Below are 24665 nucleotides of genomic sequence, written 5' to 3'. Positions count from 1 at the left end.
GCTTGATGCCAAATCTGTCATCAAACACTTTCATAATTAATTATTCTACTCCATTTAGAATTTCTGTTCAAGCTGGTCTGCATAGTCTGCAATAACAGGAAGCCTGTACATTTCTCCCTTGTATGCTTTAAACATAAGGAATAGCCAAAGCACAAATGAAACTAATCCTATCAGCATTGATATAAGTGCAAATATTAAACCAATGAAGTCTATAGCTGTAAGGAATCCAAGAATAAAGTTCAGAATAAATAATCCAAGATATAAGACTACAGACTGTGCTGCATGGAAACGCACGAATTTGTTTTCTTTTTCGATAACCAATAATATTATGCCTGATATCCAGCCAAGAATGTAAGCCAGTAATCCGGCAATATTTTCGCTAACTCCTAATTTAGTTTCGCTCATAATACCTCTCCATAAATGTTTATTTTTCTATTGAGTGGTTCATTTATGATTACAACCAATAAGGAGTTCCCCTCTTTAACTCGTAATCGATATGTACCACGTTCATAAATATCAACAAAAGTAATCTGATCTATAATTTATATAAAACTATCTATTCGATTAGTTTTTGAAAAAAAGAAAAAGGCTGACGCAAAATGCGTCATTATGTTTGTGTTTAGAACCTAACGTCCATGTCAGCGATGAGTTGCTGGCTTGAAACGTCAATTATCTTGAGGTTTGCGGTTTCACCTGCAGATACTACATCATCCAATGGGGAATTGGTTGTGTTCTTGAAATTGTCTAAGTAGAATGATCCACTGTCGTTGAACACGTACATTATTTCTCCAGCATCAAATGACTGGTTTGTTTCATCGAGTAGTAGGCTTACTGATTTACCATCAAGCGTTACTGTTGTTCTTGCACTTGTTAAAACTACTGCATCTCCACCCTGATGTTCAAGTTTGATACCTTCAATGCCAGTTTCTATGGTATCTGCACTTGCTCTAAGGCTTGCCTGTGGTGCCTGTTCTGGTGGTCCCATGCCGAATACAAACGCTGCGATAACTGCAGCAAGGATGACAGTGATTGCGACCATCAGGATTACGCCGATGACCGGAGATACTGCATCCTCATTTAAGAATTGGTTTGCTTTGCTCATAATTTGTTCCTCTCTTGTTCAGAAATCTATACTTTTCTCTGCTTTTTTTTCTGGACTACTTTTTCAAGTTTCTTTGTCCACATTTTATCGTCGAGGTCAGTATACTCACACTCGAGATAATGTTGCACAGCCATACTCAGGGCTTCTTTTGTTGACGACTCATTACATTTCTTCTTTAAAGCCGCCAGTTCATCTTCCGTGAGTACCGTTTGTGCATGTACAATTTTAACCATTGTATCTCCTGATTGTTTGAATCATCTGATGAACTTAGCCGTTCAAACCATCATCATTATAATCATAATGAAAATTGTATATAAACTTTGTTACCTGCTCAAAAGCGTTTTTAGGGTTAATCCGACTTTTACAGAACATATTATATATTTGTAAAAATATATTCTATTTATGAATTTAATATGACTGCATCACTCAAAATTTTCCATTATTGGCGTAATTAACTAACTTTTGATTGCACAAAGCTGGCAAAGCGCTCAGAATGATTTTGCTTTTTATATTCCTTTAAGAGGATTTAACCACTGGCAAATATACTTTTTCATTGAAACATTATTATAATCTCTTTCCAGCAATGTTCTTTCATCGGCAAAGTCAAAATAGCATCTCATCTATTATGCTACTTTATAGTTACTTAATCGCTTTCAACATCATTCACAAAACAATATATAGAAGGAATATTCATGTCATCCAGTCGTTTTATTATTACTGTTATAGGTATCGATAAAGTTGGTATCGTTGCGGGTATCACGCAGACAATGGCGCAGTATAATGTTAATATAGTTGACATCAGCCAGACAATCATGGACGATCTGTTCACCATGATTATGTTAGCGCAAATCGCAGAAGATAACTTCGATCTGTCAGCTTTCCAGCAGGCAATGTCTGAAAAAGGTACTGCGCTTGGTGTGGAAGTAAAAGTACAGAACGAAGATGCTTTCCACTTCATGCACCGGATTTGAGGTTTTACTATGCTGATTCATCCTGAAGAGATCCTTGAAACAATAAAAATGGTGAGCAATGAGAACCTCGATATAAGGACGGTCACCATGGGCATCAGTCTGCGGGGCTGCAGTCATCCGGATATAGATACTTTCAATGAAAATGTCTACAACCGGATAATGCATTATGCAAATGACTTGGTAAAAACAACTAATGACATCCAGAATCTTTACGGCATTCCTATCATTAACAAGCGTATTTCCGTAACCCCAATAGCTATTGTCGCAGAGAGCTGTGATGCAACAGATTATTCATCAGTTGCTCAGACTCTTGACAGGGCGGCTGAAGATGCAGGTGTTGACTTCATTGGTGGTTTCAGTGCACTTGTCCAGAAAGGCATGACTCCAGGAGACCTTTCTCTTATAAATTCAATTCCTGATGCTCTAGCTACTACGAATAAAGTATGTTCCTCTGTGAATGTAGCAACAACTAAAGCAGGTATTAACATGGATGCTGTTGCCCTGATGGGTAAAGTAATCAAAGAAACTGCTGAACTGACAAAGGACAATGCAGGAATTGGCTGCGCCAAACTAGTAGTCTTTGCCAATGCACCGGAAGATAATCCATTCATGGCAGGTGCTTTCCATGGTGTTGGTGAGCCGGATTGTGTTATCAATGTAGGTGTAAGTGGTCCTGGAGTAGTGAACTCTGCGGTGCGTTCTCTTAAGGATCCTACATTAGGTGACATTTCAGAATGTATCAAAAAGACTGCTTTCAAGATAACCCGAATGGGTGAAATGGTGGGTCGTGAAGCTGCACGCAGGCTCAATGCCCAGTTTGGTGTACTTGACCTTTCTCTTGCCCCAACCCCTGCAATAGGTGACAGTGTTGCTGCAATCCTTGAAGCCATGGGCCTGGAAAGTTGCGGTACTCACGGTACAACCGCTGCACTGGCACTTCTGAACGATGCTGTTAAAAAAGGCGGAGCTATGGCTTCTTCATCAGTTGGAGGTCTCAGTGGTGCTTTTATTCCAGTCAGTGAGGATGAGGGTATGATAAGAGCTGTTCAGCGTGGCTCTCTTTCACTGGATAAACTGGAAGCTATGACAAGTGTGTGTTCTGTCGGTCTTGATATGATAGCAGTTCCGGGGGACACTTCATCATCTACCATTTCAGCTATCATTGCCGATGAAATGGCCATAGGTATGATTAACAAAAAGACAACTGCTGTCAGGGTAATTCCAGCTCCCGGTACAAAAGTTGGCGACATGATTGAATTCGGTGGCCTGCTGGGAAGTGCCCCTGTAATGCCGGTTCACAATTTCAGTTCTGAACAGTTCATTTCCAGAGGGGGACGTATTCCGGCACCGATACAGTCACTTACTAACTGATACTACGGTACTAATAAACTATTTATCCGGTTCAAGAAAGGATATGTGATGATACTATGATTATAACACTCATCGGCATGCCAGGCGCAGGCAAAAGTTCTGCAGGAATCAAACTTGCTTCTGTACTTGGCTATGAGTTCATAGATACTGATAAATTAGTTATCGATGACTCCGGAAAAGGCTTGCAGGATATAGTTAATGATCTTGGTGACATAGCGCTGCTGAAAGCCGAGGAGCAGAGTATCGTCAGTATGGAATTGAAGGACAATTGTATAATTGCCACCGGTGGAAGTGTTGTCTATTCGGAAAAAGCGATGAATTTCCTTAAAAATAATTCGGTTATTGTTTATCTGGAGGTTCCGTTTGGAACAATTGTTTCCCGCCTTTCAAATCTTACAACCCGTGGTGTTGTGGGACTTAAGGAAAAAGGTCTGCATGGTCTTTATGAAGAGAGAACCGGACTTTATAGTTCCTTTGCCGATTACAAAATTGAAATTGGCAGAAAAGATAAAGTGATGGATGTTGTAAAAAAGATAAGAGAAGAGGTAATGCTATAACCCCTTTTATGGATTTCATGTATAAAGACCAATATGACTTTTTTAACTCTTCTTTTGCTTTTGTATTCTGTTTTTTAAAGTATTCTATTTGCTCAAACAGGAATCACTACCGAAACATTCCAAAAGTTCTGTATTGTCTGTAAATCCTGATTCGAATGCCGAAATGCAGAGTATTTGGGAGTAGTATTGTTGTTCTGGATTTTATGTTTGTCATAGTTATATTACTATATTTCTTACTTTTTTACCTGTAATGATAAGTAAATATTAAAATTTTATGTATTTTTAATACAATATCATATGGGTATATTTTTATTACATAACGATGTTTGTCCCATCATAATAGTAACACAAAAAGTAGGGAAAATCATATTTATTGCAACAATATTAATATAAACTGCACGCTGGTTTATTTTAGATTATTACATCAGGAGCCAGCTTTGATATTAAAATGAATGTTGCATTGTTTGGTTTTCTTGTCAGGAGACGTATTATATGAAAAAAATGACAGGGATCTTAGTTGCATTGGCTATAATGTCTTTATTAATTGTGCCTGCAACTGCATCAGATGTAACATACAAATTTAAAAGTACTGTATATGATAACACAGATTCTTCACTGAATAACGGTGATTTTTACTGGGATGCCGATAGTTTCTCAGGATTCTGGTATCAAATGAAACCGGGACTTTCAAGTGAGTTACTATATTTTAATAATAGTGTTAATTCTTCATCCACTTTCCAGCTTGGGGACACCCTTGCAGAAGGTGATCTGTATTATGTAAGCAAACCACAGGTGAAGAAAACAAAAATCGGCGGTTCTGACGATGGAAGCACATTTATTGTCGACGATGTGGATCTTAAAAAGTACTATCTTTTAGGTTTCTTCGGTTCCAGCTATGTTGCTATGCCTGAAGATCCTTCTGATCTGTCTGCCGGATGTAAGCCGGATAAGATTGCAAAGATCCTTGTGCAATATGGAAGCGATGACAAGAAGCAGATGTTCTCAGGTGAAGAGTGGGAACTTGCAGACGGCTGGTCTCTTGTGGCACAACAGGTTGATGTCGAAGGTGAAAAGGTATGGATCCAGCTAATGCGCGATGGTGAGGAAGTGGATTCCGATGTTATTTCCGGTAATGTAGATCTGACAAAACCTGAGAGGACTTATCTTTACAAAGACAGTGATGATAATCCTGTGTTTTACTGCTATGTTGATTCCATTTTCAGCGGTACTGATTCGAATTTTGTTGTATTCAAATACGCTTATCTTATCAGTGATATTACTACTATTGAATCCGGGGATACTTACGGAGCCTTTGATGTGGATGGATTTGAAGTGCCTGCTGTGCTGAATGGTACGGATTATGCAGGAAGTAATTCAAATACTGTTCTGAATACTGGTGATGATGCTATTGTCATGTCCAGTAATGATGATATTAGTCTTGATCCGGATGAGGTTATTGACCTTTATGGTGGTATGTACCTTAAAACAGAAGACACCAGTGGCAGCACCCTGAAAATGACATTCTGGAAGACATGTACAGTCAGTCCTGATGAAGGTGCAACAGAAGTAAAATACAAAATAAGAAGCAATCTCTATGACAATACTGATTCTTCACTGAATACCGGTGATTTCTATTGGGATGCTAATAGTTTCTCTGGTTTCTGGTACCAGATAAAACCTGGCCTTTCAAGTGAGTTACTATATTTCAATAATAGTGTAAATTCCTCATCCACTTTCAAGCTTGGTGACACTATAGAAGAAGGTGATCTTTATTATGTGAGCAAGCCACAGATGAAGAAAACCAAGATTGGTGGTTCCGATGACGGAAGTACTTATATTGTCGATGATGTTGATCTTAAAAAGTACTATCTTTTAGGCTTCTTCGGCTCAAGTTATATTGCAATGCCTGAAGATCCTTCCTCTCTTTCTACAGGATGTAACCCTGATAAGATCGCAAAAATACTGGTTGAATATAAGAGTGATAACAAAAAACAGATGTTCTCAGGCGAAGAGTGGGAACTTGCCGACGGCTGGTCTCTGCTTGTCCAGCAGGTTGATGTCGAAGGTGATAAGGTATGGGTGCAGCTTAATCGTGATGGTGAGGAAGTAGATTCTGATGTCATTTCAGGTAATGTGAACCTTACAAGACCTGAAAGGACTTATCTTTACAAAGACAGCGATGACAATCCTGTATTCTACTGTTATGTAGACTCCATATTCCGTGGAGCAGACAGTGATTTTGTTGTTTTCAAATATGCTTTCCTTCGTGGCGATATTACTACAATTGAAACCGGAAGTACATACGGTGCCTTTGAAGTAGATGGATTTGAAGTTCCCCCGGAAATGGATGGTACTGATTATGCAGGAAGTGGCTCGGGAACAGTTCTGCACACCGGAGACGATGCAATTGTAATGTCAAATACTGATGATATCGCTCTTAAGGCAGATCAGATTATTGATCTTTATAGTGATATTTACATTAAGACAGAGGACACCAGTGGAAGCACTCTTAAAATGTCATTGTGGAAAACATGTGTTATGGCTGTTTCAGATGTAGCTGCTGTTGATACTGAATCTTCCGGAGATGAAGAAGTGGTAGTTGTGGATATGGGCGAATCCGGTGAAGAAGCAGAATCTGAATCCTCTGTTGCCGATGAAGATGATGCTTCAGCAAAATCTGATGAGGATGAACCGGGTGTGGAAAGTTCTGTAGGTGCACCAGGATTTGAGCTGGTATTAGGAATTTTAGGACTTATATGCGCTGTTTATGTAAGCAGGGATTGAATTCAAATGGTTGAATATAGCAGGGCATTTCCAAAATGTCCTGTTTTTTTCTTTCCGTTTTTACATTTATTCATATGCGTTGATTATTCGATGCAGTATGTGTATGCTTTCAAGTAGTGATTGCAGGCATTATAAGAAACCCTAAATACCATTGTATCTCTTACTAGCAAGACCAAAAAGGTCAAGGAATTATACAGGAGATTAAAAATATGCTATGGGGATTTTCAGTACTCAAAGACGAGCAGATGAAAGCAATTTCAGAACTTGAAGAGAAAACAGGTGTGACTCTTCTTGCATTTTCAGGAATCAATATTAGTAACGCTGAGCTAACAAAGGAAGATCTTGAGGAAATCCAGAAACTGGAAAAGGAGCTTGGACTTTCCCTTGTTGCTGTGAATGTAGAATAAGTAAACTTTTAGTAAACTTTTTCTTTTTTCTCTTTTTTAATTAAAGTGCACAACATTAATTTTGTTTTCTACCTGATATTTGTTTTTGATTGAATGTTTTTTTAGCGGATATAGTAGAAGCAGCACCATTTTTATATGCACATCTATATTTTATTTGCTAAATAGTATTATTTATATTTTATTGCATGGATTTATATATTATTCTTACTTATTTTTAGAAGAGTGCGTGCACTCACAGTTGTATAATTTATAATTTATAGTCAAGGAGGTAACGGACTTGATGGTGCAGCAGAGTTTACACTATGCTTCGTGTTTTCGACATGAAACATGCTTATGCGGATTAAATATTTTCGTCCGTTTTTCTCGGGTGTTATATAGATATCTCCGCATAATTTTCGACCGGATGTTCCTTCCTTTTCTTAAATTAAATTATATGTTATTCATCAGGATAATCACGCGCATGCTATGTTTTACATTGAAGCAAGAGATGCAATGTCAATCTTTGGGTAAAACTTTGAAAAATATATTTCTCTCAAAGGGTGGTTAGGTGGATTTAAATAAAATACGTATCAGTCACAAGATAATGGCAGTAGCATTACTTTTAACAATACTGCCGGTAACGATCGTTGGTTTCTATGCCTATGAACAAACAGCAGCAGGAACTCTGAATCAACTGGAAGGCAGTTTAGAAAGCCAGATGCTAATTGAAAAAGATTATGTTGACTCTACTTTCTCGCTCGCACAGGACAAGATAAATAGTGATCTTGGAGTTGCAAGGTCTGTTTTCTATTCAAATGGAGATCCTTCAATTGTTGACGGACAATTAGTGCTAGGGGAAGATTACCTTGTCAATGGCAATCATGAGATCGTTGATAATATTAAGAATATGGTAGGCGGAACAGCCACTGTGTTTCAGGTTCAGAACGGGGAAGCTGTACGAGTTTCTACGAATGTTGTCAACAATGAGGGTGAAAGGGCAGTAGGCACTACGGTCTCACAACCGGTTTATGATGCAGTAGTCAACCAAGGTGAGACTTTTTACGGAAGAGCATGGGTGGTCAACGCCTGGTATCTCACGGCATATGAGCCTATTATGAACAATGCCGGAGAAATTATAGGAATACTATACGTTGGTGTGCTGGAAGATCCTTTTATCGATTCTATAAGGGAGCATATGAGCCATATCGTTGTGGGAGAGACAGGTTATATGTACATAATGGACTCTGAAGGAAATCTGTTGTTGCATCCCGGTTTAGAAGGCGAGAATATTTATGATTATGATTTTACAAAAGAAATTATCGCCACTAAAGAAGGAACTATCGAATACGACTGGGAAGGCCGGGAAAAGATAGCCAGCTTTACTTATTATGAGCCAAATGACTGGTACATAGTATCAAGTAGTTATCTTGAAGAATTCCAGGGTCCTTTGATGGCTATAAAAAACAGTCTGATAGTTGCGGTTCTTATATTCATTATTCTTGGTGCCCTGGCTGCTTTCCTTTTGAGCAGTTCTATATCAGGCTGTATCAGGAAAATAGTTACTGACTTTGAGGATATGGCTAATGCCACAATGATGGGGCAGCTTGACAGAAGAGCAAGCACTGATGTAGGTGTTGATTTTGTGTCAATTCCAAAGGGACTTAATCAGGTACTTGATGCTGTTATCAGTCCACTTAATGTGGCTGCCGAGTATGTTGATCGTATCTCTAAAGGTGACATTCCTCCTCATATAACTGATGAATATCATGGTGATTTTAACGAGATAAAAATCAATATGAATCAGTGTATTGATTCCATTAATGCGCTTGTTTGCGATGCTAATTTGCTCTCTGCAGCTGCGGTTGAAGGTAAGCTTGATTTTCGTGCCGATGCTTCAAAACATAATGGTGACTATCGCGCAATCATTAATGGTGTAAATGACACTCTTGATGCTGTTATCAGTCCGCTTAATGTGGCAGCCGAGTACGTTGACCGCATTGCACATGGTGATGTTCCTCCAAGGATAACCGAGACTTATTATGGTGACTTCAATGAGATCAAGAAAAACCTGAATGGCTGTATTGATGCTATAAACGCACTTATTGAGGATTCGAATATGCTTTCAGGAGCAGCAGTAAAAGGCAAGCTTGATGTCCGTGCTGATGCTTCCAGGCATGACGGTGATTATCGTGCTATTATCAATGGTGTAAATGACACTCTTGATGCTGTCATCGTTCCTCTTAATGTGGCTGCTGAGTATGTTGACCGCATTGCGCATGGTGACGTTCCGCCACAAATCACAGATGAATATTATGGAGACTTCAATGAGATCAAGAATAACCTGAATGGTTGTATTGATGCTATTAATGCTCTGATTTCTGATGCTAATCTGCTATCCGATGCAGCAGTTGAAGGCAAGCTTGATGTTCGTGCCGATGCTTCAAAACATAACGGTGACTACCGTGCAATAATTGATGGTGTGAATAATACTCTTGATGCTGTAATCAGTCCACTTAATGTGGCAGCAGAATATGTTGACCGTATTTCTCATGGTGACATTCCTCCACATATAACTGATGAGTACAGAGGTGATTTTAATGAAATCAAGAATAATCTTAATGGCTGTATTGACGCTATAAATGAGCTTGTTTCTGATGCTAACCTGCTTTCAGTAGCAGCCGTTGAAGGCAAGCTCGATGTTCGTGCTGATGTTTCAAAACATCATGGTGATTATCGTGCTATTATTGATGGTGTAAACGACACACTTGATTCAGTTATCAGTCCGCTTAATGTTGCTGCTGAGTATGTTGATCGTATAGCTCATGGCGATATTCCTCCTCATATTACTGATGATTACAGCGGTGATTTCAATGAGATCAAGAATAATCTTAATGGCTGCATTGATGCCATAAATGAGCTTGTTTCTGATGCTAATCTGCTTTCAGTTGCAGCTGTTGAAGGTAAGCTTGATGTTCGTGCCGATGCCTCCAAACATGATGGTGACTATCGTGCTATTATTGATGGTGTGAATGCAACTCTTGATTCGGTAATCAATCCGCTTAATGTTGCTGCTGAGTATGTTGATAGAATTGCTCATGGTGATGTTCCGCCACATATCACTGAAGATTATCGTGGTGATTTCAATGAGATCAAGGACAACCTGAATGGTTGTATTGATGCTATCAATGCCCTTGTTTCTGATTCAAATATGCTTTCAGCTGCAGCTGTTGATGGTAAACTTGATGTTCGTGCTGATGCTTCAAAGCATCACGGTGATTATCGTGCTATCATTGAAGGTGTAAACGGTACTCTTGATGCTGTTATCGACCCGTTATATATAGCAGCGGATTATGTTGAACATATTGCTCATGGCGATATTCCGCCACAAATCACTGAAGATTATCATGGTGATTTCAATAAAATAAAGAATAATCTGAACATGTGTATCATTGCAATCAGTGGTCTTGTTAGCGATGTCAATATGCTTTCCTCAGCTGCAATTGAAGGCCGGCTTGATGTTCGTGCTGACATTTCCAGACAGCAGGGTGATTACAGGGCAATTGTAGAAGGTGTGAATAATACTCTTGATGCTGTAATCTGCCCGCTTAATGTCACAGCGGAATACTTTGACAGGATCTCAAAGGGTGACATCCCTCCGGTGATTACTGATGTTTATTGCGGTGATTTCAATACAATTAAGAATAACCTGAATACCTGTATTGATGCTATCAATAATCTTGTTGCAGATGCCGATATGCTTGCAAGTGCAGGAGTTAACGGCCAGCTTGATGTTCGTGCTGATACATCAAAGCATCAGGGCGATTACCTGAAAATAGTGGAAGGATTCAACAACTGCCTTGATGCTGTTGTTGACCCGGTGAATGAGGCTTCCAGAGTAATTACTGCTTATTCACAGGGTAATCTTGATACCAGAATCGAAATTGATACCAAAGGCGATTTCAGGGTTCTTAGTGATACTCTTGATGGTTTAGGTGACACTCTGCAGGGAATTATTGAAGATTCCTGTGAGGTTCTGGAGTTGATTGCTTCCAATGATCTGACAAGGGAAGTCCATGTGTATGGTGTCGGTGATTTCATGGAACTTACCAGGGGTGTTGAGAACTGCAGGCATTCCTTGAATGATATTGTGTCGCTTGTGACTGAGAATGCAGAATCTATCGCTTACACTGCGCAGGAAATGTCTGCTGTTACTGAGGAGCTTTCGTCCAGTGCTGACCAGATAACTGATACTGTTAATGAAATTTCAATGGGTACACAGCTTCAGGCTAATAAGGCTGAGGAAGTTTCCAATGCGATGGTCGATATGAATCGTATGGTTCAGGATGTTGCGATTAATTCAGAGATGGCTTCAAAGAATGCGGTTGACTCGAATACTCTTATACAGGGTCTTGGTGAAATGTCGGAGGATCTGATGCATATGATGGAGGGTATCAAATCTGCGGTGGGCGATTCCTCTTCCGTTATCACTGATCTTGATGCCAAGTCCAACAGGATAGGTGAGATTGTGAATCTCATTACAAACATTGCTGACCAGACTAACCTGCTTGCTCTGAATGCTGCTATTGAGGCTGCAAGGGCTGGGGAACACGGAAAAGGATTTGCTGTTGTGGCTGATGAGGTGCGTAAGCTTGCTGAGGATTCAGGTAATGCTGCAAAGCAAATATCAGAACTTATTGTCCAGATGCAGAGCGGAACTAAAAATGCTGTAAATTCCATGCAGAGAGGTTCTGAAGAGGTTCATAAGGGTGCGGAGTCCCTTGGTAATTCTGTGAAAGCAATTGGTGATGTTGTTGAGGCTGGAAATACTATTGTGAAGATGGTTCAGGAAATTGCTGAAGCCACTGAAAAACAATCTGCTTCTATTGAGGAAGTTAATTCTTCTGTTAATGAGGTTTCTACAATTTCCGAACAGTCTGCAGCAGGTGCACAACAGGCTTCTGCTTCAGTTCAGGAGCAAACCGCATCCATGCAGGAACTGTCACAATCAGCTCAGGAGCTTGCAGATGTAGCTTCAAGAATGCAACTGGTTGTGTCCAAGTTCAAACTAGATTCCAGCATTTCTGTTGCTAATGATGAACCTGTGGGTGATGTTGATGAGTCTATCTCTTCCCCATCATCAGTAGAATTGCATCCTGACATTTCAAATGATGCACTGATTTAGTTCGGTGGAATTTGAGAACTGGTTGGAAAATCGCAGCCCTGTGACAGGGGCTGCATTACTTTTCATGTCTTTTTTGCAAAATATTCTTTTATTTTTCAGTGCAATACTAAATTATTTAAATCATCATCTTCAATTCAAGAATATATAATTTAAAGTAATATTTTCAATAATTATTGAATAAATACTTTAAAATATATTATTTCGCACTCAGGGGAAGTGTTATGGGATGATCAACAATATAACCGGAGACCGGATAGTCTCACTTTTAAGGTCAATTCCAGTTTTTATTTTGTTGATTCTTCTTTTGACTTCAATAGCTTCTTCTTCAGAAAATGAAGGTTTGACTATAAGGGTAGGTGTTTATGATAATCCTCCTAAAGTCTATTTAGATGAGAATGGAGAATACAAAGGTTTTTTTCCGGAAATAATAGAACTGGTTGCCCGGAATGAAAGCTGGAATGTAGAGTATGTTTTCGGGGACTGGAACACATGCCTTAAACGGCTGGAATCCGGCGATATTGATGTCATGGTGGATGTCGCTTATTCCAAAAACAGGGCAAATTTATACGATTTCAATAATGAAACGGTGTTCAATAACTGGGGTATTGTTTATACTACTCATGATAGTACAATTGCCAGTCTTACTGACCTTGAAGGTAAAAAAGTAGCTGTAATGAATGGCAGTATTCACACCGAAGGTGAACGGGGAATCAAAGCTCTTACAGAAAGCTTTGAGATTAATTGTACTTTTGTGGAGGTTACTTCATATAGAGATGTGTTTATTTCCCTTGATTCCAAATCAGTTGATGCCGGTGTTGTGAACAGGCTTTTTGCAGAGAGTGAAAAAAACAAATTTGATGTTGAGCGGACATATATTATTTTTAATCCAATTGAACTAAGATTTGCATTCCATAAAAATGCTACAATTAATCCTATTCTTATAGAAGGTATTGACAGAACCCTCCATGAAATGAAGGAGGATAAAAACTCGCAGTATTATGCTTTAATTGACTACTATCTTTTAGCAGAAAATGATCAGCAGGAAGTTATTCCAGAGTGGGTGCTTCCTGCATTTGGTATTGGTATATTTCTCATTGCAGCTCTTTTTCTTTTAAGTGTTACATTCAGGTGGCAGGTAAATAAGAAAACAGAGGACTTGAGGGTAGCTAACCTGCATCTTGAATCTGAGATTGAAAAGCAAAGGGAAACCGAGGGAAAACTGAGGGAAAGTGAAAGCCGATTCAAGATCGTTGCTTCAAATACTCCTGATTATATTGTGATGCAGGATAAACAACTAAAGTATTTATTTGCGGTAAATTCTCCACTAGGTCTGCCAGAAGAAGAAATGCTTGGAAAAACAGATTATTCTTTTTTGCCTGAAGATGAAGCAGACAAACTTGCCATAATCAAAAAAGAAGTGATGGAAACAGGCAAATTGCAGCATTTTGAATCCTCTTTAACTACAAAAGAAGGGAACACAGAGTTTTTTGAGGGAACCTATGTTCCAAGATATGATAATGGCAATAAGATTGACGGGGTTATCGGATATTTCAGAAATGTCACAAAACGCAAACGTGCAGAAGAAGAGTTACTGAATTACAGGAACCATCTTGAAAAAATAGTGGAGGAACGTACATCAGATCTTCAGTCCAGTCAGCAGGAACTGGTTAGCATTGTACAGGATCTAAATAAAACTTCAGAGGAACTTAAAAAGGCAAATATTCGTTTGCAGGAGCTGGATAGGCTAAAATCGATGTTTATCGCCAGTACTTCCCATGAGCTGCGTACGCCTCTTAATTCTATTATCGGATTTTCAAGTGTTCTCCTTGAAGGATGGTCCGGGGAATTAAATTCTGAGCAAAAGGAACAACTTCAGATTGTTCTTTCGTCCGGAAAACACCTGCTATCTCTCATAAATGATGTAATTGATATTTCAAAAATAGAGGCCGGAAAACTTGAAGTCTACACTGAAGAGTTCAATCTTGGGGATGTAATAGATGAGGCTACCTCCCTTATCAGAACTGATGCAGAAGAGAAAGACCTTGAGCTAAAAATTGAGGTTCCTGATATTGTTGTCTATTCTGACCGTAGGCGTCTGCTTCAGTGTATCATAAACCTGCTTTCAAATGCGGTGAAATATTCTGAAAAAGGTACTGTTGAGCTTGAGGTTAAACCTGATGATAATTTTGTTGATATTTATATTAGCGATACGGGTATCGGAATAAAAGAAGAAGACCTTCAGAAACTCTTTAAAGCTTTCACCAGACTTGAATCCCATCTTACAGATTCAACATCAGGCACTGGTCTTGGTTTGTACCTCACAGATAAACTTGTACGTGAAGTTCTTAAAGGTACTCTGGATGTCAGCAGCAAATACGGGGAAGGCAGCACATTCACTTTACACATTCCTATTAGGCAGGAGGAGCAGGTATGAACAGAGTTCTTGTTGTAGAAGATAATCCAAACAACATGAAACTGATAAACATGGTGTTAAAAAGGCACGGTTACGAAACAATTGGTGCTGTGACAGGTGAGGAAGGAGTTGAAAAAGCTGGTACTGAAAAGCCGGATATGATTTTGATGGATATTATGCTTCCTGATATAGACGGACTTGAAACTACCAGGCGTATACGCAGAATTGAATCACTGGAAAAAATTCCCATCATTGCTATTACGTCGTATGCCATGGCAGGTGATCGTGAAAAGATACTACAGGCAGGATGCAATGGTTATTTTGAGAAACCAATCAACCCACTGACGATAATGAATGATATTGAAAAAATAATAGAAAGGATGCAATCATGAAAGTGCTTGTAGTGGATGATAATATTAATTCCAGGAAGTTGCTTGTCAAAATTCTGGTATCGAATGATTATGAAGCAGTTGAAGTAACCAATGGTAAGGAGGCACTGGATTTTTTAAAGAAATCAAAGTCAGGTCTTATCATATCTGATATTATGATGCCAAAAATGGATGGCTTTACACTAATCAAGGAAGTGAAGAATAATCCTGAAACGAAAGATATCCCATTTGTGTTTTATACTGCTCATTATGTTAGCGAAAATGACCACCTGCTTGCAAAATCTCTTGGTGCATCACGTTTTATTGTTAAGCCTGCAGAACCTAATGAATTGTTACAGGAAATACAAAATGTTCTGGATGAATATGAAGCTGGTTTGATCAAACCCAAAGAAAAAATAATTGTCACTGATGAGGAATATTATAAACAATACAGTGAACGTGTTTTCAGAAAGCTTGAGGATAAATACAGTGAACTTGAAAAGACCACAAGTTTCCTGAATACTGTCCTGGAAAATATGTGTGATTGTGTAGTTGTTGTTGATCCAGAGCTTTACGTAACTTTCCGTAATCGTAAGATTTCAAAGGTTATTGATTGTGGGATAAAACCTGGGGAAAAATTACCGGATTCCATGAGTTTTGATGTGACCAATATTAAGTCTGATTCCCACAATGTTTTTGAGACCCGGGTCGCTAAAAATGAAGATGATTTTATTTATCTGGAGGGTACTGTTTCTCCCAATATTAATGAGAGTGGGGAAACTATGGGGTATACTCTGGTGTTCAGGGATGTTACAGAACGTAAACAAGCTGAAAAACAATTGTTGAATTCTAAATTAGAAGCAGAATCCCTTAGCAGGGCAAAGTCAGAATTCCTTGATAATATGAGTCATGAATTACGTACTCCTCTTACTGCTATTATCGGATTTTCTGATGTTTTGTGTGCCGGAATAGCTGGAGATCTTAATAGTAACCAGCTTGGATACGTAAACCACATTGCAAAAAGTGGAAAACATCTTCTTGAGATTATAAATGATATTCTCAATGTATCTAAACTGGAAACGTGCAGGATGGAACTTGAATGTGAGAAGTTTTCTGTTATGGAGGTGCTGGATGAGGTTTTTGCAGTGAGTTCTTCTATGGCGTTTGAAAAAAACATTGATCTTAGATTTGATTGTGATATCAAGGTTGATGAAATGTATGCCGACAGGCTGAAATTTAAACTAATTATGTCCAATCTCCTGAGTAACGCAATAAAATTTACTTCCGATTATGGGAAAGTCATTGTTGCTGCTGAAAAAAAAGATTCTTCACTTCGTGTTTCTGTATCCGATACAGGAATTGGAATTCCTGAAAATAAGCTAAAACACATATTTGACCCTTTCATCCAGGCAGATACGTCAAATACGAGGAGATATAGCGGCACCGGCCTTGGACTCACTCTTGTAAAATGGTTTGTTGAAATGCACAATGGATCTGTCCGGGTAGAAAGCGAAGAAGGAAAAGGAAGCACTTTTACATTTACTATTGAAGATCAGGGTTCCCGGTGGTAGGTGAAGCAATATGTAGGGAAGGCGGGGTGTTTACACAGAACTTCTATAATGCAGTCTTCAATAAAACTCTCTCTATATAAAACTGAATTTAGTTTAAATGTCTGATTTTTTATTGGAGAAAAGTAGGATATGAATTTTTTATGATTTATTCGTTACTTGTTATCTTCTTCATTTTTATTTTCAGAAGATTTAGTCACTTCATCATTACGTATTTTTATCCAACAACATAATCCCCAAGATATAAATAGACAAAGAAGAGGTGCAATCCATGTACTTGGTTCAATAAGATATACAATGATGGGCACAAACAGACATATTAGATACATCGAATACACATAAAAATGCCGTCTTATGCCCGATTTATATCTGGATGTATAAAAATATTCCCATTCGTGTTCGCAAGGCGTTTCACATAATCTTGAAAGCTCAGGCTCTATTATGTCTCGTAAATAAGTCATAATCTTGACGTGAATTTCATAACTATGCATAATCATTGAAGTAAAATAAATAGATGCAAAAGGTGCAATTAATAATACTAATATATTATTACTCAAAAAAGCAGCAGTCACTATAGTTCCTAATGAAACTGCTAAATAATTTGAAAAGCTGTCTCTTTGTCCAATCCTAAACAATATTTCTTCTCTGATTGAAATCCTAATTGATTCATAATGATTTATTGCTCTATCGGTTTTAGATAATCTGTCTACCATTGAATTCATTTTTACCATCATTGATATTAAAATTATCTGTAATTCATTTAAATTGATATTAGAAAATAATGTGGATCCATAACAGGAAAAGGGTCACATTTCTTAACTTTCTTTCTCTAATCTAGCAATAAATTGTACATTTTTTCTTCCAAATTATACATTTTTCTAGGTAATATCTTTAAATTTATCTCAATATATTATCATTTCAGGCAGATCTTGAAGATATCCAGTCTATTCTTGGATAACTAATCTAGGAATTTCTCCACATATATGGGAATCGGATGAATACAATCTTCAAGCTTTTTCTTTATCTCTCTATTTTCAATTTCTTGTCTTATTTCAATCAGGTGGATGTAAAGTTGTCCAATTATACCTACTAAAAATCCAATTGATATGTATAATAACATAGAGGCATAAAAGATGATTAAAAACCAATTTGCTTTTTCATTTGGGTATTTTGTTCCATAAATGAAAGCAACAAATGCAAATCCTGAACTTATTAATACAGCTGAAAAAAAGGAAGTTGATACGTGAATAAATCCTTTGACTTCATCATAAAGCAGTTTCAACTCAATTGAGTTATGAAGTGTGTTTTTTCCATATTGATTTGTAACAAATAAAGCTCCAAATCCAACTAGAAGAATGGCGCTGTTGAGCCATAAAGTAATCAAACTTTTACTGGCAAACTGGGAGAGCATTATTAAAATGGCTGATACAAAAGTAGCTTGTATCCAGTATTTCAATGCATCAGAAGATAAAACTCTTCTTACGGTAATCTCTAAAATAACAAAGTATATGGCTAAAATAAAGAATGCAAGAAAACACGCAGATTCATTAGGAATCATTGAATAGTGGTGATTTTTGGAAATTAAATCAAATGCTGTTTGAATTTCTGTTCCTACTCTGCTATAATAGGCAGCATGGAAATATTGATTAATTGCAAATCCTATGCTTATGAATGTAGATAGCAAATGGCCTATCAGGATATATTGATTGTTTATTTCTTTTTTCAGAAAACTATCCCATTTGTTTTTTGCCCATTTGATTAAATTCATAATACTTGATGTATAACATTTCAGTATTAAGATTATTTCTTTTAAATCTCTTTTTTAGTGATTAATTGTATGGAAGTTACAAAAAATGTACTGTGTATTCTATAAAAATCTTAAAAACATCTGCATGTATGCACTTTACTATTAATTAAAGAAAAATTAGAGTGGTGCTCCGATGGGGATGTGTGTTCTGAGTATCATTATAATGACACTCAGAATCCCTGCATCCGTCTCTGATTATCGTACTTTGGGACAAGGCGGTTAGCTGAAAAAACCTTGTCCATTTTGAACCTGTTACCAGCAGGTGTACGGTTCAAAGAGGCATATTATAAGAGGTCTTTTATCTATATAGTACTTTTTCTTGATGTTACTGCAAACAATTCGTACTTATCCGAACATCTTTTAATTTTCTAAGTAATCTGTAAAGTATATATATCCGTATATCATAGAGAATTTGTTGAGTTTACCAGAACCCGACAAAATACCAAATACCTGAGAAGGTTAGCTGAATGAAGAACATTAACACAGATAGCGGAAGCTCTAGCCCTGTAGCTGGAGTGAGTACAGAAGTTAAAGATAAGATGGATAAATTGGTTTCGGGCTCCGTAGCTAGTTTTTTCTATTGGGCATATCACCATGCAAGCCGTGATATTGAAAATGCAATCATCCATTTCACAGGAACGTATGTCGATTTCCCTCATGTATCAGACATTGCCTTTGCTGGCGGAATCGTCTTTTTGTTTGCGGCTTACATAGTTTTCAGGAGAGGTTATCATGCTCCGGAGGTCCAGGCATGACCGAGGAAAGAAGCAAGTACCAGTATGCTGTGGAAGTCCTCAAACTGGCCATTGATAATGAAGCGGATAAACAGGACCACTTCAACAGGCTAGGACCTGACACCTACAAAGACCACATTGCACAGTCAGAAGTCCGTGCTGCAGAATGCTCCGGTGCAATAACTCTCCTGGAGGGTCAGCAATGAGCTCTGATAATGATTACAAGTACACCAGGGAAGAGATTGTACAGATGGTCATAGAAGAGTACCAGCGTGCAAACAAAGAGCTGAAAACCATTGTTTCACTGGCCAGGCCAAACTCTCAAACTCAGATTAATTCCCATTTTATCGCTAAAAAAGCAGCATACCACCTTGTACTGGAAATGCTCACAGAAGTCCATACAAATGATGAAGAGGCAGGAGAAAACCCTGACATAACCAACCCCTTAGCCGATCTCCTGCCTTCCCTCCTATACGATGAAACTGCAGGAGAGAATGGCCACATCGTACACCATCCGCCAGCCTCCACTCCCTCTCCTGCATTCACTCCACAAACAGAGCCAGAAGCTCAGGAGGTGATCTGATTGAAGAAACCTTTCCTGAAGACAGAGATAAAGAGAGCTATTATAGAGCCTGAAACTGATGTAGATGAGGTCTGCATTGTTCCCGGGATGAGTATGCTTTACATGCACAATGCGGAAATTACAGTCTCAGAGGATGGCTATGCCTTTGTCACATGGCTGCAGCCAGTTAAAGACTGGAAATATCATGTAGCTGATTTTATCGCAGGATGCCTGATAGTTGTAGTATTCTTTATTGCATGTGCTGTGTTCTGGTCCGCTGGGATCAGTCTCCTGCAGAATCTTGGAGTGATCTGAATGCCAAGTCCTTACATAGTTCAGGACCATGTCAGGCCTGACAAACAAACTCACAAGTATGCAGGAAGGCGAAGGCTGACACGCACACGTTTTCCCTGGGCTCGCACTGTTGCCTCTGTCCGGCCAGTAACCAGGAAAGTAAAGATCTTCCCCGGGGGATTCTGAATGGTCCGTGCTTCAATAATCACACTGGATAAATCCGGAACACCTGTCTCCAGGGAAGTTGATAATGCAAGTTATGACGATGAAGCGGGGTTCCTTTATGTGCATGGAACAGAAATGTTCCAGGTTGACGAAGTAATCAACATGAAAAGCCCTGCATTCTGTTCTGTTCGCTTCCTGAGAGAAAAGGCAAGGGAGGCTCTGGCATGAGCTTCCTTAAACAAATATGGCCTGTTCTGGCCTTCTATGTCCTGGGAGATCTTCTCACAACCATCATAGCTATGGAGATGGGAGCCCCAGAACTTAACCCATTTTTAGCCAGTGGTATAAGCTTATACGGCTATCCGTTTTTGATACTCTATAAACTGGTTGTCCTTGCAGTTCTTATCCTGGTATATCGTTCCTGCAGATCTACCAGCTGGTGGAAAATTTCCAGGTATTCCCTGGGAGCTCTTGGTCTGGTCCTGTGTTGCAACAATGTCTCTGTAATTGGAGGTGCTCTGTGATGGTGAGAAACCCGGAAACAGATTTCTTCTGGATCCTTGCAGGATTGGCAACCGTGGCATCCTTTTTATATTTCAATGTTGCTGAGCATGATGTGGGACCTGTGGGCCTTGCAATAGAAACAAGAGCCTTATTTGATGTTTTGGTAATGGGCGCATATCTTGGTTTTATGGTAGCCGTAGGACTTGGTTTGGCATATCAAAAGCTCACTTCTCCGGAGGGTCAGTGATGAGGGGAGACTTTATTTTTTGGATCGCAGTTGGAGTATTTTTGGGAGCTGGCTTAATGGGTGCTCTGGTTGTTTCTACAGGTCCTGATTTCCAACCCATCTATGTCAACGAAAATAATACAATCAGTTATTATCCTGAAGCTCGTATCTCAGAAGCTGCCTGGTCTGATGACTATATAATCTACGTTGAAAACGGGGCTCTAATGCAGCGTAATATTGGAGACGAGATGTATGGAGAATGGTTCAAAGAAACATATAATGGTACCGTAACTGTTTTTGTTTTCAGGAGTGGTCAGTGTGGAGCATAAAAGATGTCCGTTTGCTGATCATATTGCTGGAAGCAGCACGTGCAAAAAAGAGGAATGTGGAGTCTACAACCCATTCATTAAAGGCTGTGGTCTTATGTGCAGTGCCTTGCCGATGGGCGAGGAGCTGGCTGCCTGCAGGCATGAACTTGCAGGAATTTCTAAGCATCTGGCAACTCTGGTTAGTGTGCTTAGCTCTGGTTCTGACAGGATAATTAATGCAATAGAGGGTGTGGAGCTTGCATTAGAAAAGCAGGCAGAGCATGTTGATGAGGTTCTGTTTAAGTGTGAGGAAATGGCTGCCACTCCCTATGAGGTTCCGGAAGAAGTCCTGGAGGGAGAGCTGTGAGCGAAACTATCGATCATGAAGGAACCCGGAATCTAGTTTGTCCATGGTGTGGATATGAGGATCTCGATTCATGGGAGTATCATCATAATTCAGGTGATGATATGTGCAAGAACTGTGGTAAGCCGTTTGGTTATGAAAGGGATGTTTCTGTCAGTTATACTACATGGAAACCGGGGGTGAAGGTATGACCGGACCACTTCAAGGCTTCTCACCATCAACCAGGCATTGCAGGGCTTCAAAATGTGACCATCTGCAGCCTTACAGAACTGATGTTGTGGGCAAAAAAGAACGTGTGAGTTACTGGTGTGACCTGGCAGAAAAGATTCCTGGAAATATGGGACAATGTCCTCTGGATGTTCCGGAGGAGATCGATGAGATGAAGGTACTTTCCTTCAGACAACCTATTGCTTCTATGGCAGCTGAAGGTATTATGGTTCTTAACATAAGGCCTACAGACTGCCATTATAGAGGTCCTGTGGCAATCTATGCGATACAGGGTCATGTCAGGAGGAGAGACAGGAAATACTTTGAGAAGGTCCTTGGACGAGAGATCTTCAAAAAGGAAAATGGAAAGAATAAGTCACTCCTCCCTCATGGAAAGATCATAGCTGTGGCAGATATTACAGACACTATTCGCTTTGATAATCCGGATAAGTTTGATGCATACTCTGAGTGTCACTACCTCTCTCCCTTCTATTTTGAAAAGGGCATGGTCTGTTATGGATTAGTTCTGAAGAATATTAGACCACTTACTGCAGAGATTGGCTGGAAGATGCCAAAGGGTTGCAGGAATTGGTCGAAGATCAGAACCTCAGTGATTAATCCTTACCTTCCTGCAGTTGCTGAGGTGATGGTGTGAGTTTGTGGATCTGTATTGAATGCCAGGATGGAACTCACTGCCTAGTATCAGGATCCTTGCCTCCAAAGGAATGCGTTATCAGCCCTACTATTGGAGATTCAAAGTTTTGCGAGTTGGTCTTGGAAGATCATGATCTCAAGCGAGAAGCCAGGGAACGAGGTTTCCATGTCATTAATGAAAAGGATCTTAAGGAGGTTGTTCACAAGCTCGCTGAAGCTTCAGAAGCACTTGACCATGTTGTAGAAGAGGGGATATAATGAAGTTCACAATATCCTCCGGACCGTTCAATGTGCCAATTGTGGAACATGTCATTGTTGCCATGGGCGATACACCTGCAGAAGCTAAATGGAATTGGCTAGTCCTAAGAAACGTTTTGTTTGATCGCATACCAGGCCTTGAAAAAACAAGGTCCTACAGCATGGCTTCTGAATATGACAGGGAATCTCACAAGCAGCTTGTGAATGTCCTTGTATATTTTCGCTGTGATGAAAAGATCCTCAAGGATATCTGCAGAGAATGGCATGGCCAGTATTTGACTCCAGAGGAGGTGATCGCTTGAACTCAACCGCGTTTCTGTGTAAGTGTTTTGATTCCGAAAAAAAAGGATATGTGACTTATGGGGATATTTTAAACACATGTTTGCCAGCCATTGTTATATGGTATATTGTTGCTGGTGCTCTGCATGGATACCTTGTTGGAAACTATGCTGTTTTTACCAAGATAGCTGATCCGGTTGAGTTTTTAGACTATATATTAAATCCGTATCATGCCGTCCCTATGATGGTGCCTGCCTTAATTGTACTGGCGTTATTCTTGGTGTTTTTGTATTGTTTAGCATACGCTGCTATTCATGTTTTTTTTGGATTGCTTTCAGTTTTTGATGCACTGAGTGGTTTTATGAAGAAACGTGTTGTTGAGTGCCCTCAAAATGCTACTCCTGAGGAGATGGATGTGGAGGATGAGGTCCAATGCGGAGTATGTGGCAGGTGGTATCCTTACGGATCCTATCATGAGTGTCCGGAGGTGGATGAGGAATGACTGGCCAGAAACTGATCATAGTTGACAACTGTGACACGTGTCATTATGGCAAAGTCTACAACAATCTTCTAGGGGTGTATTGTTCGCAATTGCAGAAACAATTAATGCCTACTGAAAAATGGACTCCACAGAAGGACACTCATCCGGACTGCAAGCTGGAAAGTGCTAAGGGGTTCCTATGAATCCGAAGATCTACACATCCATATCTATCCTGGGAGCTGCCTGTGCTGCAGCTGGCCAGGTAGGAGCTGCTAACTTTGCATGGTCTGTATCTAATCCTCTCCTGGTAGCTCACAACTGGAGATCCGGACAGAAGGAACAGGCTGCAATGTTCTCTATTTTTGCTGTGCTGGCCGTGATAGGAGTACTCAGAGAGGTTTTATTTTGAGCTCTGATATGGTGCATTGCGCTGTTCCAGGTATGCAGGAGACAAGACTGAATGAACTCGAACAGGAAGTCCGAGAATTAAAAAAAATGGTTGCCCAGTTATCATATACTGTCGAGGCTCTTGATGAGGCTTCTATCAGCCTGACTGAAAAATATGCTGACCTCAAGGAGAAAGTGAAAGCACTGACAGAAGAGAATGAAAATTCAAAAATCATTATTAAATCTGGAACTTCTATCGTGGTTCAAAGAGCACAGATTCTTAATGAAGAACTCCGGAAGAAAGAAAAAGGTGGCTCTATCCTGACATCTGAAGCTAAACAAATACTCGGTATAAAACATAACTCATCCGTAAGGAGAGCTATGGAGAAAGCCAAACAGATCTATTCAGATCTTGAATGTGAGATTGCTTCAGGTGGTGAGTGTTCGCTATCATGGCCTCTTGTTAGTAAACAAGAACGTGAGAAAGCTGCTAAAGAGTTCCATGAGAGGTGGGGTAGTCAGTAATTTTTATTCCTTTCTGCTGAACAAGTTAGAACAGGTTAGCTGAACATGTTTGTTCAGCAAGGCTGTTCACCTTGAGAGGGGATTTCACAAATCATATATAAAGAAGAGGTGAAAAATTAAAATGTGATACTTTTTAATGAAGTCAAATCTTCAAATTATGGAGTAACATCATAAAATATGTTACTAAAATATTATATTTTTATATATT

Annotated in this window: 32 protein-coding genes; 27 read left to right on the top strand and 5 right to left on the bottom strand. The window is 39.3% G+C overall.

The window, feature by feature from the left end:
* Window positions 1-54: 54 nt before the first annotated feature.
* From METTI_RS04125 to METTI_RS04115, 3 genes are all read right to left on the bottom strand, one after another.
* Complete coding sequence (locus METTI_RS04125; protein WP_023844561.1) at window positions 55-405, bottom strand: DUF4870 domain-containing protein; 351 nt, start codon at window positions 403-405, stop codon at window positions 55-57.
* Between the two features lie 214 nt (window positions 406-619).
* Window positions 620-1102, bottom strand: coding sequence for a type IV pilin (locus METTI_RS04120; RefSeq protein ID WP_023844560.1), 483 nt, complete (start codon window positions 1100-1102; stop codon window positions 620-622).
* Between the two features lie 26 nt (window positions 1103-1128).
* Window positions 1129-1335, bottom strand: a complete 207-nt coding sequence (locus tag METTI_RS04115; RefSeq protein WP_023844559.1) for a DUF5371 family protein — start codon at window positions 1333-1335, stop codon at window positions 1129-1131.
* A gap of 459 nt (window positions 1336-1794) precedes the next feature.
* Between METTI_RS04115 and METTI_RS04110 the strand changes: the two genes are divergently transcribed.
* From METTI_RS04110 to METTI_RS15020, 9 genes are all read left to right on the top strand, one after another.
* Entirely contained in the window at window positions 1795-2073 is a 279-nt protein-coding gene (locus METTI_RS04110) for an ACT domain-containing protein (protein ID WP_023844558.1), read from the top strand.
* A gap of 9 nt (window positions 2074-2082) precedes the next feature.
* On the top strand, window positions 2083-3444 hold the full coding sequence (locus METTI_RS04105; RefSeq protein WP_023844557.1) for a PFL family protein: 1362 nt from the start codon (window positions 2083-2085) through the stop codon (window positions 3442-3444).
* A gap of 56 nt (window positions 3445-3500) precedes the next feature.
* The gene (locus METTI_RS04100; protein ID WP_023844556.1) at window positions 3501-4001 is read left to right on the top strand and encodes a shikimate kinase; all 501 of its coding nucleotides are present in this window, start codon (window positions 3501-3503) and stop codon (window positions 3999-4001) included.
* Window positions 4002-4493: 492 nt separating this feature from the next.
* Window positions 4494-6785, top strand: a complete 2292-nt coding sequence (locus tag METTI_RS04095; protein ID WP_023844555.1) for an S-layer protein domain-containing protein — start codon at window positions 4494-4496, stop codon at window positions 6783-6785.
* A gap of 209 nt (window positions 6786-6994) precedes the next feature.
* Window positions 6995-7192: a hypothetical protein gene (locus METTI_RS04090; RefSeq protein ID WP_023844554.1), complete on the top strand. Its 198-nt coding sequence runs from the start codon at window positions 6995-6997 to the stop codon at window positions 7190-7192.
* A gap of 547 nt (window positions 7193-7739) precedes the next feature.
* Window positions 7740-12353, top strand: a complete 4614-nt coding sequence (locus METTI_RS15030) for a Cache 3/Cache 2 fusion domain-containing protein (RefSeq protein ID WP_023844553.1) — start codon at window positions 7740-7742, stop codon at window positions 12351-12353.
* Between the two features lie 226 nt (window positions 12354-12579).
* Window positions 12580-14787, top strand: a complete 2208-nt coding sequence (locus METTI_RS15025; protein WP_023844552.1) for an ATP-binding protein — start codon at window positions 12580-12582, stop codon at window positions 14785-14787.
* Complete coding sequence (locus tag METTI_RS04075; protein WP_023844551.1) at window positions 14784-15158, top strand: response regulator; 375 nt, start codon at window positions 14784-14786, stop codon at window positions 15156-15158. Before METTI_RS15025 ends, METTI_RS04075 begins: the two co-directional genes overlap by 4 nt.
* Window positions 15155-16705, top strand: a complete 1551-nt coding sequence (locus METTI_RS15020; protein ID WP_023844550.1) for an ATP-binding protein — start codon at window positions 15155-15157, stop codon at window positions 16703-16705. The genes METTI_RS04075 and METTI_RS15020 overlap by 4 nt, the downstream gene beginning before the upstream one ends.
* A gap of 152 nt (window positions 16706-16857) precedes the next feature.
* Here the strand turns inward: METTI_RS15020 and METTI_RS04065 are convergent, their stop codons facing one another.
* Window positions 16858-17415, bottom strand: coding sequence for a hypothetical protein (locus tag METTI_RS04065; RefSeq protein ID WP_156916245.1), 558 nt, complete (start codon window positions 17413-17415; stop codon window positions 16858-16860).
* Window positions 17416-17660: 245 nt separating this feature from the next.
* The gene (locus tag METTI_RS04060; protein WP_023844548.1) at window positions 17661-18470 is read right to left on the bottom strand and encodes a hypothetical protein; all 810 of its coding nucleotides are present in this window, start codon (window positions 18468-18470) and stop codon (window positions 17661-17663) included.
* Window positions 18471-19024: 554 nt separating this feature from the next.
* Between METTI_RS04060 and METTI_RS04055 the strand changes: the two genes are divergently transcribed.
* The 18 genes from METTI_RS04055 to METTI_RS03975 are packed head-to-tail and all read left to right on the top strand — an operon-like array spanning window position 19025 to window position 24457.
* On the top strand, window positions 19025-19264 hold the full coding sequence (locus METTI_RS04055) for a hypothetical protein (RefSeq protein WP_156916244.1): 240 nt from the start codon (window positions 19025-19027) through the stop codon (window positions 19262-19264).
* Window positions 19261-19449 carry a hypothetical protein gene (locus tag METTI_RS04050; RefSeq protein ID WP_023844546.1) on the top strand — a complete coding sequence of 63 codons (189 nt, stop codon included), beginning with the start codon at window positions 19261-19263 and terminating at the stop codon, window positions 19447-19449. The genes METTI_RS04055 and METTI_RS04050 overlap by 4 nt, the downstream gene beginning before the upstream one ends.
* Complete coding sequence (locus METTI_RS04045) at window positions 19446-19826, top strand: hypothetical protein (RefSeq protein ID WP_023844545.1); 381 nt, start codon at window positions 19446-19448, stop codon at window positions 19824-19826. Before METTI_RS04050 ends, METTI_RS04045 begins: the two co-directional genes overlap by 4 nt.
* Window positions 19827-20120: a hypothetical protein gene (locus METTI_RS04040; RefSeq protein ID WP_023844544.1), complete on the top strand. Its 294-nt coding sequence runs from the start codon at window positions 19827-19829 to the stop codon at window positions 20118-20120.
* Window positions 20121-20285, top strand: a complete 165-nt coding sequence (locus METTI_RS15685) for a hypothetical protein (protein WP_156916243.1) — start codon at window positions 20121-20123, stop codon at window positions 20283-20285.
* Window positions 20286-20492 carry a hypothetical protein gene (locus tag METTI_RS04035; protein WP_023844543.1) on the top strand — a complete coding sequence of 69 codons (207 nt, stop codon included), beginning with the start codon at window positions 20286-20288 and terminating at the stop codon, window positions 20490-20492. It abuts the gene before it with no gap.
* A complete protein-coding gene (locus tag METTI_RS04030) occupies window positions 20489-20788 on the top strand; it encodes a DUF5658 family protein (protein ID WP_023844542.1) in 300 nt (99 codons plus the stop codon). The genes METTI_RS04035 and METTI_RS04030 overlap by 4 nt, the downstream gene beginning before the upstream one ends.
* A complete protein-coding gene (locus METTI_RS04025; RefSeq protein ID WP_156916242.1) occupies window positions 20785-21015 on the top strand; it encodes a hypothetical protein in 231 nt (76 codons plus the stop codon). The genes METTI_RS04030 and METTI_RS04025 overlap by 4 nt, the downstream gene beginning before the upstream one ends.
* Window positions 21015-21323 carry a hypothetical protein gene (locus METTI_RS04020; protein ID WP_023844540.1) on the top strand — a complete coding sequence of 103 codons (309 nt, stop codon included), beginning with the start codon at window positions 21015-21017 and terminating at the stop codon, window positions 21321-21323. The genes METTI_RS04025 and METTI_RS04020 overlap by 1 nt, the downstream gene beginning before the upstream one ends.
* On the top strand, window positions 21313-21669 hold the full coding sequence (locus METTI_RS04015) for a hypothetical protein (protein ID WP_023844539.1): 357 nt from the start codon (window positions 21313-21315) through the stop codon (window positions 21667-21669). The genes METTI_RS04020 and METTI_RS04015 overlap by 11 nt, the downstream gene beginning before the upstream one ends.
* Window positions 21666-21857 (top strand): hypothetical protein, encoded by a 192-nt coding sequence (locus tag METTI_RS04010; RefSeq protein ID WP_023844538.1) that lies wholly within the window; start codon window positions 21666-21668, stop codon window positions 21855-21857. Before METTI_RS04015 ends, METTI_RS04010 begins: the two co-directional genes overlap by 4 nt.
* Window positions 21854-22528 (top strand): ASCH domain-containing protein, encoded by a 675-nt coding sequence (locus METTI_RS04005; RefSeq protein ID WP_023844537.1) that lies wholly within the window; start codon window positions 21854-21856, stop codon window positions 22526-22528. Before METTI_RS04010 ends, METTI_RS04005 begins: the two co-directional genes overlap by 4 nt.
* A complete protein-coding gene (locus tag METTI_RS04000; protein WP_023844536.1) occupies window positions 22525-22785 on the top strand; it encodes a hypothetical protein in 261 nt (86 codons plus the stop codon). The genes METTI_RS04005 and METTI_RS04000 overlap by 4 nt, the downstream gene beginning before the upstream one ends.
* A complete protein-coding gene (locus tag METTI_RS03995) occupies window positions 22785-23087 on the top strand; it encodes a hypothetical protein (protein ID WP_023844535.1) in 303 nt (100 codons plus the stop codon). The genes METTI_RS04000 and METTI_RS03995 overlap by 1 nt, the downstream gene beginning before the upstream one ends.
* Window positions 23084-23566: a hypothetical protein gene (locus METTI_RS03990; RefSeq protein ID WP_048135137.1), complete on the top strand. Its 483-nt coding sequence runs from the start codon at window positions 23084-23086 to the stop codon at window positions 23564-23566. Before METTI_RS03995 ends, METTI_RS03990 begins: the two co-directional genes overlap by 4 nt.
* A complete protein-coding gene (locus METTI_RS03985) occupies window positions 23563-23748 on the top strand; it encodes a hypothetical protein (protein WP_023844533.1) in 186 nt (61 codons plus the stop codon). The genes METTI_RS03990 and METTI_RS03985 overlap by 4 nt, the downstream gene beginning before the upstream one ends.
* Window positions 23745-23954, top strand: coding sequence for a hypothetical protein (locus tag METTI_RS03980; protein ID WP_023844532.1), 210 nt, complete (start codon window positions 23745-23747; stop codon window positions 23952-23954). The genes METTI_RS03985 and METTI_RS03980 overlap by 4 nt, the downstream gene beginning before the upstream one ends.
* Window positions 23951-24457 (top strand): hypothetical protein, encoded by a 507-nt coding sequence (locus METTI_RS03975; protein ID WP_023844531.1) that lies wholly within the window; start codon window positions 23951-23953, stop codon window positions 24455-24457. Before METTI_RS03980 ends, METTI_RS03975 begins: the two co-directional genes overlap by 4 nt.
* The last annotated feature ends 208 nt before the right edge of the window (window positions 24458-24665 follow it).

This window comes from Methanolobus tindarius DSM 2278, from assembly GCF_000504205.1.
In the GTDB taxonomy this organism is placed as follows: Archaea; Halobacteriota; Methanosarcinia; order Methanosarcinales; family Methanosarcinaceae; genus Methanolobus; species Methanolobus tindarius.
The sequence above is the reverse complement of the archived record's forward strand: the minus strand, read 5'-3'. Positions and strand labels throughout refer to the sequence as shown.